This is a genomic window from Glycomyces tarimensis (assembly GCF_054776215.1).
Map to the genome: position 1 here is coordinate 165,847 of NZ_BAAHCB010000005.1, position 12,343 is coordinate 178,189.

The 12,343-nt window shown below is 68.7% G+C and carries 9 protein-coding genes; 8 read left to right on the forward strand and 1 reads right to left on the reverse strand.

All coding sequences use genetic code 11. From position 1 onward, the window contains the following. The first annotated feature begins 337 nt into the window (after nucleotides 1–337). Complete coding sequence (locus ACYVK3_RS06360) at nucleotides 338–2,944, forward strand: glycoside hydrolase family 48 protein (RefSeq protein ID WP_460496442.1); 2,607 nt, start codon at nucleotides 338–340, stop codon at nucleotides 2,942–2,944. A 302-nt stretch (nucleotides 2,945–3,246) separates the two neighbouring features. Here the strand turns inward: ACYVK3_RS06360 and ACYVK3_RS06365 are convergent, their stop codons facing one another. Continuing rightward, complete coding sequence (locus ACYVK3_RS06365) at nucleotides 3,247–3,783, reverse strand: DUF1349 domain-containing protein (protein WP_460496443.1); 537 nt, start codon at nucleotides 3,781–3,783, stop codon at nucleotides 3,247–3,249. A gap of 961 nt (nucleotides 3,784–4,744) precedes the next feature. Between ACYVK3_RS06365 and ACYVK3_RS06370 the strand changes: the two genes are divergently transcribed. From ACYVK3_RS06370 to ACYVK3_RS06400, 7 genes are all read left to right on the forward strand, one after another. After that, nucleotides 4,745–5,161, forward strand: coding sequence for a hypothetical protein (locus ACYVK3_RS06370; RefSeq protein WP_460496444.1), 417 nt, complete (start codon nucleotides 4,745–4,747; stop codon nucleotides 5,159–5,161). Nucleotides 5,162–5,348: 187 nt separating this feature from the next. After that, the gene (gene dnaK / locus ACYVK3_RS06375) at nucleotides 5,349–7,196 is read left to right on the forward strand and encodes an Hsp70 family protein (protein WP_460496445.1); all 1,848 of its coding nucleotides are present in this window, start codon (nucleotides 5,349–5,351) and stop codon (nucleotides 7,194–7,196) included. Further along, nucleotides 7,193–8,026 carry a nucleotide exchange factor GrpE gene (gene grpE / locus ACYVK3_RS06380; protein ID WP_460496446.1) on the forward strand — a complete coding sequence of 278 codons (834 nt, stop codon included), beginning with the start codon at nucleotides 7,193–7,195 and terminating at the stop codon, nucleotides 8,024–8,026. Before dnaK ends, grpE begins: the two co-directional genes overlap by 4 nt. Before the next feature lie 44 nt (nucleotides 8,027–8,070). Continuing rightward, a complete protein-coding gene (dnaJ, locus tag ACYVK3_RS06385) occupies nucleotides 8,071–9,195 on the forward strand; it encodes a molecular chaperone DnaJ (RefSeq protein WP_460496447.1) in 1,125 nt (374 codons plus the stop codon). Nucleotides 9,196–9,270: 75 nt separating this feature from the next. Then, nucleotides 9,271–9,777 carry a MerR family transcriptional regulator gene (locus ACYVK3_RS06390; RefSeq protein WP_460496448.1) on the forward strand — a complete coding sequence of 169 codons (507 nt, stop codon included), beginning with the start codon at nucleotides 9,271–9,273 and terminating at the stop codon, nucleotides 9,775–9,777. 148 nt (nucleotides 9,778–9,925) lie between these two features. Further along, complete coding sequence (locus ACYVK3_RS06395) at nucleotides 9,926–11,281, forward strand: hemolysin family protein (protein WP_460496449.1); 1,356 nt, start codon at nucleotides 9,926–9,928, stop codon at nucleotides 11,279–11,281. Continuing rightward, complete coding sequence (locus ACYVK3_RS06400; RefSeq protein WP_460496451.1) at nucleotides 11,278–12,312, forward strand: hemolysin family protein; 1,035 nt, start codon at nucleotides 11,278–11,280, stop codon at nucleotides 12,310–12,312. Before ACYVK3_RS06395 ends, ACYVK3_RS06400 begins: the two co-directional genes overlap by 4 nt. The last annotated feature ends 31 nt before the right edge of the window (nucleotides 12,313–12,343 follow it).

Here is a 12,343-nt window from a genome sequence, read left to right on the forward strand (position 1 = left end):
ACACGACGCAAGCCCGGGCATGGGAGGAGTTACCCATTTGTTACGTCGTCCTCCTACACCTCGAGATCGAGGCTCGCAGATGCATCGTTGCAATGGTAGGCAGACGCATTGTCTACCTGCGTGTTTACCGCTTGCCGGGAATCAAGGGCGGTGCGCGCTAGATAAATTTAGAGATGTCAATGTATTGACATCCTGCTCATGGTCTTGCGAGGATGACTTGGGAGCGCTTCCCTCCAAAGGTCCGTTTCGTTCCACCCGCGTCAAATGGCCCACCTGGAGCGACATGAGCGCTCCCATCAGAACCGGACATTCAGACCAGCTCTCAGGAGTAACCACAATGGAACTCGACAACCTGGCCCCGCCCAGGCGCCGGCGCCGATGGCGCCGCGGCGCCGCGATCGGCCTGCCGGTCGCACTGGTCGGCACCCTCGGTGCGATCACGGCCCCCCAGGCGTTCGCCGCCGAATACTGCGGCGCCGTGGACTACAACGTCACCTCCAGTTGGAACGGCGGCTTCCAGGCCGGCGTCTCCATCACCGCAGGCGACGCCGGCCTCAACGGCTGGGATATCGAATGGGACTTCCCCTCCGGCACCCAGGTCACCTCGGCGTGGAACGTCGACTGGAACCAGAGCGGCAGCCACTTCACCGGCTCGGACGTCGGCTGGAACGGCACCATCGCCGCCGGGCAGAGCCGCGAGGTCTTCGGGTTCATCGGCTCAGGTGACGCCAGCGTCCCCACCGGTTTCTCCGTCAACGGCGAATCCTGCGACGGCAGCGAGGAGCCCACCGAACCCGAGCTCACCGTCTCCCGCGCGAACCTCGTCGTCGACGCCGGATCCACCGTCAACTTCGACGTCGGCTTCAGCGCCGAACTCAGCGACGACGTCAGCGTCACCACCACCCGCTCCGGCGGCTCCGGTGACCTCAGCGTCGCTCAGGGCGCCTCGCTGAACTTCGGCCCGTCCAACTGGGACGACCCGCAATCGGTGACCATCAGCGCCGCCGACGACGCCGCGGGATCGGCGACCTTCACCGTCGCCGCCGACGGCTTCACGCCGGTCGAGGTCACCGCCACGGTCGCCGACATCGGCGACGTCACCCAGAACGAGGAACGCTTCCTCGAGCTGTACGACGCGCTGACCGGCTCCGACTCCCCGTACCTCCACGAGAGCGGCGTCCCCTACCACTCGATCGAGGAACTCATCGTCGAAGCGCCCGACTACGGGCACCAGACGACCTCCGAGTCCCTCAGCTACCTCACGTGGCTCGAGGCCGCCTACGGCCAGATCACCGGCGACTGGGGACCGTACAACGAGTCGTGGGAGACCATCGAGACCTACGCGATCCCCGACCTGAACCCGAGCAACTACGACCCGTCGAGCCCCGCGACGTACGCGCCCGAGGCCACCAGCCCGGACCAGTACCCGACGCAGCTCGACCCGGACGTCCCGGTCGGGCAGGACCCGCTCGCCGACGAACTGGCCTCGACATACGGCACCAACCAGATCTACGGCATGCACTGGCTGCTCGACGTCGACAACGGCTACGGATTCGGCGAATGCGGCGACGGCACCACCGAGCCCGCCTACATCAACACCTTCCAGCGCGGACTCCAAGAGTCCACTTGGGAGACCGTGACGCACCCGTCCTGCGAGACCTTCGACTTCGGCGGCGAGAACGGCTTCCTGGACCTGTTCATCGGCGATGAGCAGTACGCCCAGCAAGAGCGCTACACCAACGCCCCCGACGCCGACGCGCGCGCCGTCCAGGTCGCGTGGATGGCCCAGCAGTGGGCCGAGGAGCAGGGCAACACCGGCGCCATCTCCAGCTCCCTGGAGAAGGCCTCCAAGATGGGCGACTACCTTCGCTACGCCTTCGCCGACAAGTACTTCAAGCGGATCGGCGACTGCGTCGGAGCCTCCTCGTGTCCCGGCGCGACGGGTAAGGACTCGTTCCACTACCTGCTGAGCTGGTACTACTCATGGGGCGCCGGCATGAACGGCGACTGGTCGTACCGCATCGGCGGCTCCGGTGTCCACCAGGGCTACCAGAACGTCATGGCCGCCTACGCCCTCTCCGAGGAGCTCGCCCCCGACTCGCCCACCGCGGCGGGCGACTGGTCGACCAGCCTCGACACGCAGCTCGAGTTCCTGGAATGGCTCCAGGTCCCCGCGGGCTCCCCGGGCGCCGGCGCGATCGCCGGCGGCGCCACCAACAACTGGCAGGGCAACTACGGCACCCCCGACTCCAGCGCCGAGTTCAACGGCATGGCCTACGACTGGCAGCCGGTCTGGAACGACCCGCCGTCGAACAACTGGTTCGGCTTCCAGGCATGGGGCATGGACGACGTGGCGACGTACTACTACCACACCGGCGACCAGCGCGCCGGCGACCTGCTCGAGCCGTGGGTGGCTTGGGTGCTCGACAACAGCACGATCACCAGCACCGACTACAGCCTCCCGGGCGACCTCCAGTGGTCCGGCGAGCCCGGCTCCGGCCTGTCGGCGAGCGTCGCGAGCCAGTCCCAGGACCCGGGCGTGGCCGGCGCCACCGCCAAGGTCCTGGCGTACTACGCCGCGGCCACCGATGACACCGCGCTGCAGCAGACGGTCTCCGATCTGCTCGACGCGATGTGGTCCTTCAACGACGGCATCGGCGTCACCCGGACCGAGGAGCGGGCGGACTACTGCCGCTTCGGCGACGAGGTCTACATCCCCGACGGCTGGTCCGGCACCATGCCGAACGGCGACGTCATCGAGCCCGGTGTCAGCTTCATCGACATCCGCTCGTTCATGACGGAGTTCGAAGGCTGGGACCAGGTGCAGGCGTACATCGACGGCGGCTGCTCCGGGCCGGCGCCGGAGTTCGACTACCACCGGTACTGGCACCAGGTAGAGGTCGCCACGGCGTTCTCCACCTATGCCGACCTGTTCGAAGAATAGACACCACATGAGCGGCGGGGCGTCCGGTCACCGAACCGGGCGCCCCGCCCGGTGCGCACGTCCATTCAGGTAGCGCGGGCGCACGCTGCCCGCTCGATGCGGGCGCTGGCGCGCGGTCGCCGTGCCAGGAAGAACCAGGGAACGAGATCACAGTCGCGGGTACGCGGGTGTGATCGCAATATTTCGGCTCGCGAGCGTCGCCGGGTGGGGACTTCGCTGAGCACACAGGTCGGGTCCGGCTGTGCTGCCGGACCCGACCTCTATGCTCAGAGCGCCATTGCCCTGAGTGTCGGTGGTGCGGCTCAGAAGAGCTCGATGTTCAGATCCTGCGCGGCGTCCCAGAAGCCCTCGGCAACGGGGCGGGCGCTGGCGATCCCGGCCAGGGCGGGCATGCCGCCGGGCAGGTAGGTCGAGGCGATCGTGGTGTAGTCGACCCCGTCATCGGCATGAGCGACGGTGACGGTGCCGCCGCTGCGGATCAGGCGCAGCCAGATCTCATCGGACTGGGAGTCCACCGGCGACAGCGACCAGTCGGTGTGGTCCCGCGTGGTCACGGTGCTGACGAGGTGCTGGCCCCCGAGATATTCGGCCCCCGCCTTGATCCAGTTCGTCTCGTCCACGCGAATGGTGAGTGATGCCTCGGAGTGCTGGTGACGGTGCTCGGGCCGAAAGCGCATCGCCACTTCACCGTCGCCCTCCAGCTTGAGGCCGTAAATGTAAGCGTGGTCGCGCTGGTGCTCATCCCCGGCACGCCGACGGAAAGTCGTCCTGGTTTCGAAGTAGGGACTGATCAATCCACCATCTACAGTCCATTGTACCTCTTCTGAAGGAGATTGCATGAATCAATCATGCCATACGTGAAGAGGACAGATTCGGGCAAAACGGTCGGCGTAACGCAAAGTTAATGGAGACTTCGCGTCCTTCACAACTGTGAAACCCCAGTTCAACAATGAAATGAAGCCCTGAGTGCGGTGTCGGTTACGTTTTTGGGAAAACGCCACTCCACCAAGGTAAAGGCCCGTGCAACAGCGCGATCGTTCTGCACGTGCATCGTAACGTGCTTGGGCCCCTTGGTCAATCGTCACGCGCGTCGCGCCGCCATTTCGATCGAGTACGGGTAGGCCCAATGGTTTCCTTGCCCCACAACCGATGCGTTTTCTCATTGCCGCATTGATTCGTGCGAAGCCGAGGTGGGGGTGGGACGTCCGATGATTCACGGGGATGGCGCCGGCCCGGTCCGGCACCATCCCCGTCCACCGCGCGGTGGCGGTCGGCAGGCGCCGCGCGGGGGGCGACCCCGCGCGGTCTTTGTCGCGGTGTCCACGGAACCCACTTTCACCGCTTGCCCGCCGGAGGAACGTCTGAGGAGCGCGTCATTTCCGGGGCATCGAATCGCCGCTTCCAATCGGCGTTCGCGCTCGTTTTTGTACGGACCTTCTCACGCGCCGTCAAGACGGTGCAAGGACGAATTTCTCGGCTGTGGACAACTTCCCGGCAGGGCGGCGTCTTCGCTGGTCACGGATGCGCGCGGTATTTTCTGGAAAGGTGGCGGTTGGATCGGCCACCTGTGGATATCCTCTCTGTCGGCGGTCGTGTCCGCGCTTTTCTCGCTCGCCCCCGCGGTTGTTGCGTGTGATCTGGGATTGACCAGGCGGTCGCACATGCGTATGGCGTGCATAAGCGAACTAGAGTGTCGAATCCGGCTCATACCCGTGTCCTCTCGGGCGCCTCCCCCGTTAATCAGGGGTGTAGGAGTACGAAGGGCATGGAAGCGATGGCGAATGAGGAGATAGCGTGAGCATGCAGCATTCAGTGAGATCGGTGTCGCTGACTCCCGAAGCCGCGGGAAGCGGGCGCGGACTGCCGCGCCAGGACCGCAGCGCGCCGCCTCGCCGCTCCGCACGCCACATCGCCGCCGACGAACCGACCCCCGAGGACGCCGCCGTTCAGCGCGGCCGCCGCGCCCGGCGCGAGCCGGTCAACAGCTTCTTCTCCATCGAGGAGCCCCCGCCGCTCGACGCCCCGCCCGGCATCACCGAGATCACCGGCTGGGAACTCGCCGCGGCCATGTGGCGCGACCACCTTCCCGAACAGCTGCTCGGCGTCGAGTGCGCCTCGTGCGGCCAGGCCTGGCCCTGCGACGCCTGGGAGATCGCCGACGACCTCCTCACCCAGTGCTGCGAGGGCGCCCATCAGACCTCCGTCGAGCCGGCCTGAGACCGAGCCTTAAAGTTGAGTCCGCCTGACTCAACTTTCGTGTAGTTCGTCACAATCGTCGAGTGCGACTTGACAGTCGATCACTCCCGGTCGAACATTGAGCCTAGCTGACTCAACTTGGCAACGGGTCCCGCCCGCGCCGCTTGAGACACCTAGAAACTCTGTTCCACTATTCCGGGAGATCAACATGGCACGTGCGGTCGGCATCGACCTCGGCACCACGAACTCCGTGGTCAGCGTCCTTGAAGGCGGCGAGGCCACGGTCATCACCAACGCCGAGGGCGCCAGGACCACCCCGTCCATCGTCGCCTTCGCCAAGAACGGTGAGGTCCTGGTGGGCGAAGTCGCCAAGCGCCAGGCAGTCACCAACCCCGACCGGACGATCCGCTCGGTCAAGCGCCACATGGGCACGGACTGGTCGGTCGACATCGACGGCAAGTCCTACACCGCGCAGGAGATCAGCGCGCGTATCCTCATGAAGCTCAAGCGTGACGCCGAGGCCTACCTCGGCGAGAACGTCACCGACGCGGTCGTCACCGTCCCCGCCTACTTCTCCGACGCCCAGCGCACCGCCACGAAGGAAGCGGGCGAGATCGCCGGACTCAACGTCCTGCGCATCATCAACGAACCCACCTCCGCCGCGCTCGCGTACGGCCTCGACAAGGGCGAGGAAGAGCAGACCATCCTCGTCTTCGACCTCGGCGGCGGCACCTTCGACGTCTCCCTGCTGGAGATCGCCGACGGCGTCATCCAGGTCAAGGCCACCAGCGGTGACAACCACCTCGGCGGCGACGACTGGGACGACCGCATCATCCAGCACCTGGTCAAGACCTTCAACGGCCAGTACGGCGTGGACCTGTCCAAGGACAAGATGGCCATGCAGCGCCTCAAGGAGGCCGCCGAGAAGGCCAAGATCGAGCTCTCCAGCGCCACGCAGACCTCGATCAACCTGCCGTACATCACCGCCGGCCCCGACGGACCGCTGCACCTGGACGTCAACCTCAGCCGCGCCGAGTTCGAGCAGATGACCTCCGACCTCCTCGACCGCTGCAAGAAGCCGTTCGAGCAGGCCGTCAAGGACGCCGGGATCAACGTCTCCGAGATCGACCACGTCATCCTCGTGGGCGGCTCGACCCGCATGCCCGCCGTCTCGGAGCTGGTCAAGCGCCTCATCGGCCGCGACGCCCACAAGGGCGTCAACCCCGACGAGGTCGTCGCCATCGGCGCCACCCTCCAGGCCGGCGTGCTCAAGGGCGAGGTCAAGGACGTCCTGCTGCTGGACGTCACCCCGCTGAGCCTCGGCATCGAGACCAAGGGCGGGATCTTCACCAAGCTCATCGAGCGCAACACCACGATCCCGACCAAGCGGTCCGAGGTGTTCACCACCGCCGACGACAACCAGCCGTCCGTGCTCATCCAGGTGTTCCAGGGCGAGCGCGAGATCGCGGCCTACAACAAGAAGCTCGGCACCTTCGAGCTCACCGGCCTTCCGCCGGCGCCGCGCGGCATGCCGCAGATCGAGGTCACCTTCGACATCGACGCCAACGGCATCGTCAACGTCTCGGCGAAGGACACCGCCACGGGCAAGGCCCAGTCCATGACGATCACCGGCGGCTCCAGCCTCGGCAAGGACGACATCCAGCGGATGATGGCCGAAGCCGAAGAGCACGCCGAGGAGGACCGACTCCGCAGGGAGGAGGCCGAGGTCCGCAACCAGGGCGAGTCGCTGGTCTACCAGACCGAGAAGCTGCTCGCCGAGTCGGGTGACAAGATCCCCGACGACACCAAGGGCAAGATCAACGACGCCACCGGCACGCTCAAGTCCGCGCTGGCCGGGTCCGACATCGAGGCCGTCAAGAAGGCCACCGAGGAGCTCTCCAAGGTCAGCCAGGAGGCCGGCGCCGCCATGTACGCGGCGGCCCAGGCCGAGCAGCAGCAGGCCGCGGGGGGTGCGGCGCCGGGCGCCGACGCCGCCGGCGGGGCCGATGACGTTGTTGACGCCGAAATCGTCGACGACGACAAGGACCAGAAGTGAGCGACGAGGACAAGCGCAAAGCCGATGAGACCGGGGACGCCGAGGAGGCCTCCCCGGACGCCGGCGGCGAGGACGCCGGCGACACCGACGAGGAGCTGACGGTCGACGACATCCTCGCCGAGGCTCCCGACGACGGGCAGGCCACCGAGGACACCGTCTCGGTCCTGCAGTCCACCTTGGAGGAGCGCACTCGCGACCTCCAGCGGCTCAACGCGGAGTTCCAGAACTACCGCAAGCGCGTCGAACGCGACAAGTCCCGAGCCGGGGAGCAGGCGACGGCGGCGGTGCTCTCGAGCCTGCTGCCGATCCTCGACGACCTCGACCGGGCCCGCGAGCACGGCGACCTCAACGGGCCGTTCGGCTCGGTCGCCGAGCAGCTCACCGGGGCGCTCGCGAAGCAGGGCCTGGAGTCGTTCGGGGAGAAGGGCGACGCGTTCGACCCGACGATCCACGAGGCCGTCGCCCACATGCAGATGGGCGACGTCGACGGGCCGACCTGCATCGACGTCATGCGGCACGGCTACCGCCTCGGCGAGCGGCTGCTGCGGCCCGCGCTCGTGGCCGTCGCCGAGCCGCTCGACGAGGACCCGGCCGAGCAGGAGGCCTCCGTCGAGGAGGCGGACGGCCGGAAGGAACCGGTCGACGGCGACGACGGCGAGGACACGCTCGTCGAGCCCGAGCCCGAAGGCGCGGTCGAGCCGGCCGAGGCCGAGGGCTCCGGCGAGTCGGGCGGCCCGCGGGCCGAGGCGTCCGGGGACGACACCGAGGGCGGGGCCGCCGACGGCGACGGGCCGTCCGCGGAAGACACTAAGGGTGAGAGGGACTCCTGAGCCCTCCTGCGCACAAGCGCGATCAGAGTTGAAGGAGGCGTCCGGTGGCATCGCAAGAATGGCTTGAGAAGGACTTCTACGCCGAGCTCGGCGTGCCGCAGGACGCCTCCAAGAAGGACATCGAGCGCGCCTACCGCAAGCTCGCCCGCGAACTGCATCCCGACCACAATCCCGACCCCGACGCCGAGAACCGCTTCAAGGCCATCTCCGAGGCCTACTCGGTGCTCCACGACGACAAGTTGCGCGCCGAGTACGACCAGATCCAGCTGATGAAGTCCGGCCGCGGCGGCTTCGGCGGCATGGGCGGGGCCGGCCCGAACCTCCACTTCGACGACCTCTTCGGCGGCGGCGGCGCCACCGGCGGCTTCACCGACCTGTTCAGCGACCTGTTCGGGCGCGGCGGCGCCGCCGGCTCCCGGCGCGGCGCCCAGCGCGGTCACGACCTGCGCACCCACATCGCGCTCGACTTCGCCGACGCGGTCAAGGGCACCACCACCGAGCTGCGCATGCACGCGCCCGGCGAGTGCGACACCTGCCGCGGCACCGGCGCGCAGGCCGGCACCAGTCCGTCGAGGTGCCTGCGCTGCAACGGCTCGGGCCTGGTCACCGAGAACCAGGGCGCGTTCAGCTTCGCGCAGCCGTGCCCCGACTGCGAGGGCACCGGCTCGGTCGTGACCGACCCGTGCCCCGACTGCGGCGGTACCGGCGCCGTCTCCAAGGAGCGGGTGATCACCGTCCGCGTCCCCGCTGGCATCGCCGACGGCCAGACCGTGCGCCTCGCCGGGCGCGGCGCCCCCGGCGACCGCGGTGGTCCCCCCGGGGACCTGCTCGTGCGCGTCGGGGTCCGCAGCCATCCGCTGTTCGCCCGCGACGGCGATCACGTGACACTGCGCCTGCCCGTGTCGTTCCCCGAGGCCGCCACCGGCGCCACGATCAAGGTGCCCACGCTCGACGGGCCGGTCACCATGAAGGTCCCCTCCGGCACGCCCACCGGGCGCGTCCTGCGCGTCAAGGGCCGCGGCGTTCCCGGCAAGGGGGACCTGCTGGTCACCGTCGATGTCGAGGTGCCCGCCCATCTGACACCCGAGGCCAAGGAGGCGCTCGAGAAGTACGCCGCCGTGGCCCCGCCCGCCGACCGCTCGAAGCTGGAACAGCTGACGGGACAATGACGTTGCAAGCAATGGCGTCCGAGCCTGGTAGGACGGGAGCGGGCGCGCCGGCATCGAACGCGATGGGAGTGAACCGTGACCGCCTCCGAGAACGCCGGGAGCGGCGGCCGGCGCGCAGCCGGCCGGACCGACATGCGTGAGCCACAGGTCCGTACCGTGGTCGAGGTCACCTACCACCAGCGTGGTCCATCCGATGAGGACGTCGACTTCGACGCGAAGATCCTCGCCATCTCGGCGGCCGCCGAACTGGCCGGCATGCACCCCCAGACCTTGCGCCAGTACGACCGGCTCGGCCTGGTCGAACCCGCCCGCACGCCCGGCGGCGGTCGGCGCTACTCAGCGCGCGACGTCGCCCAGCTGCGCGAGATCCAGCGGCTCAGCCAGGACGAGGGCGTCAATCTCGCCGGCATCAAGCGGATCATGGACCTCGAACGGGAGGTGGCCGTCATGCGCGGCGAGATCGGCGCGCTCGTCGACGAGCTGCGCCGCGCCCGCGCCCAGCTCGCCGAGCTGCGCGCCATGGCCGGTCCGTTCCGGCGCCGGTCCACCGACATCGTGCTGTGGCAGGGCAAGCGGCAATGACGCCGCCGACAATGGCAATGCAGTGGCGAGCCCGAAGCGGCTAGGATCTTCGCATGTCGAGAGAACGACGAAAACGAAGACGCCGAAAAGCGGCGCCCTCCGCTGATACCGAGCCCCATCCTCTGGGGCTCCCCTGGGGGCCTGACCTGTGCTCATAACGCTCGGTCTGGCCATCACCCTCGCCGTCACGGCCGCCACGGGCTTCTTCGTGGCCCTCGAATTCGCCTACACCGCGGTCGACCGCTCCCGCCTCGAGGACATCGCCGCCGGCGCCACCGGCAGGAGAGCGCTGCGCGCCCGCCGCGCCCTGCTCATCTGCTCCCGGCTGTCGTTCGCCCTCTCGGGCGCTCAGCTCGGCATCACCGTCACCGCCCTGTTCGTCGGCTTCTTCGCCGAGCCGTACCTCGGTCGGGGCACCGCCGAGCTGCTCGGTGTCGCGGGCGTCCCCGCCGCCGTGTCCATCACCGTCGGCGTCGCCGTCGCGTTCCTGGTCGCCAACGTGATCCAGATGATCCTCGGCGAGCTCGGACCCAAGAACCTCGCGATCGCCCGCACCGAGGGGCTCGCGCTCGCGCTGGCGACCCCCACCCACGTCTACCTGACGGTGTGCGGGCCGCTCATCCGCTTCTTCGACACCGCCTCCATCAAGCTGCTCAAGGTCCTGGGCATCCACGCCGTCGAGGAGCTCGAGCACAGCGCCACCCCCGAGGACCTGCACCGCATCATCGACGTCTCGCGCGACGAGGGCGCGCTCGACCGCAGCCTCTCCGAACTGCTCGACCGCGGCCTGGACTTCTCCGAGATCGTCGCCGAGCAGGCCATGACCCCGCGCGTCAACGTCCACACCCTGACGGCCGACGACACCGTCGCCGACGCGGTCGCGGCGCTCTCCGGCGGCCACTCCCGCTTCCCGATCGTCGGCGACGACGTCGACGACCTGCGCGGCGTGGTCGGGATCGGCCAGCTCATCGAGGTGCCGCGTTCCGAGCGCGACTCGGTGCGCCTGGGCGACATCGCCGACCAGGCGCTGCTCGTGCCCGCTTCGCTGCCGCTGCCGACGCTGCTGGAGCAGATGCGCATCGAGCACCGGCAGCTCGCGTGCGTCGTCGACGAGTTCGGCGGTTTCGCGGGGATCGTCACGCTCGAGGACATCGCCGAGGAGCTCGTCGGCGAGATCCGCGACGAGCAGGACCGCTTCGAGGCGGTCCCGGTCTCGCTCACCGGCGGGGCCTGGCTCATCCCCGGGCGCTGGCGCATCGACGAGGTCGCCGACGCGACCGGTATCGAACTGCCCGAAGGGGAGCACTACGAGACCATCTCCGGTCTCGTCATGGCCGAACTCGGCCGCGTCGCGCACCCGGGCGACGCCGTCGAGGTCGACGCCGAGGAGGCCGACGGGACGCCGCGGCGCGTCAGGATGGTCGTCGTCTCGTCCTCGCGGCACGTCCCGCAGGCGATCGAGCTCCAGCCCCGAGCCGTTCCCGTCGAAGGGAGCGCCCCGTGAGTACCGGGTCCGCACTGCTGATCTCGCTGGTGCTGCTGGGCGCCAACGCGTTCTTCGTCGCCGCCGAGTTCGCGCTCGTCGCCTCCCGGCAGCACCGGCTCGAACAGGACGGCTCGCGTGCCGCAGGGGCCGCGCTGCGCGGCACCAAGCGCCTGTCGATCATGCTCGCCGGCGCGCAGCTCGGCATCACGGCGTGCACGGTGGGGCTCGGCGCGCTCGCCGAACCGGCGCTGGCGCACACGATCGAGGTGCCGCTCGAAGCGATCGGGCTCGGCGCGGCCGCGCACCCGATCGCGTTCACGATCGCGCTGCTCGTCGTCGTGTTCCTGCACATGGTCGTCGGCGAGATGATGCCGAAGTCGTGGGCGATCAGCCACCCCGAGTCCTCGGCGATGGTGCTGATCTGGCCGTTCACGGGCTGGGTCGCCTTGACCAAGCCGATCCTGCTCGGGCTCAACCACGGCGCGAACGTGATCTTGCGGATGTTCAAGGTCGAGCCGGCCGACGAGAAGGCGCAGGCGCATTCGCCCGAGGAGCTGCGGTACCTGCTGCGGTCCTCGGTGGAGGCGGGGCTGCTGCGCGAGCCGGAGCACCAGATTCTCTCCCACGCGATCGAGGTGCAGGCCAGGCCGGTCGGCGACGTCGCGATCCCGTGGTCCGAGGTGGTCACCATCAGTGCGGAGGCGAGCGCGGTCGACGCCGAGTCGCGCTCGCGGGAGACCGGACGCAGCCGCCTGGTCGTCGTCGACGCCGAGTCGCGGCCGGTCGGGCTCGTGCACGTGCGCGAGGCCGTCCAGTGCGAGCCGGATCGGCCCGTCACCGAGCTGGCCGCCGCGCCGCTGCTGGTGGCCGCCGACACGACCGTCTCGGGCGCGGTGACGCTCATGCGCCGCCAGCGTTCGCAGCTGGCGCTGGTGACCGGCCCGGCCCGGCAGGTCACCGGCCTGGTCGCCATGGAAGACCTGCTCGAGGAGATCATGGGCGACTTCGAGGACGAGACCGACACCTCGGCTAACGGGGCGAACACCTAGACGACGAGGGCGATCACGGCCGGGACGGCGG

What these genes read in the sequence shown, in the direction of transcription:
- ACYVK3_RS06360 (WP_460496442.1), top strand. Translation starts at nt 338, where the DNA reads ATGGAACTCGACAACCTGGCCCCGCCCAGGCGCCGGCGCCGATGGCGC.
- ACYVK3_RS06365 (WP_460496443.1), bottom strand. Translation starts at nt 3,783, where the DNA reads ATGCAATCTCCTTCAGAAGAGGTACAATGGACTGTAGATGGTGGATTG.
- ACYVK3_RS06370 (WP_460496444.1), top strand. Translation starts at nt 4,745, where the DNA reads ATGCAGCATTCAGTGAGATCGGTGTCGCTGACTCCCGAAGCCGCGGGA.
- dnaK (WP_460496445.1), top strand. Translation starts at nt 5,349, where the DNA reads ATGGCACGTGCGGTCGGCATCGACCTCGGCACCACGAACTCCGTGGTC.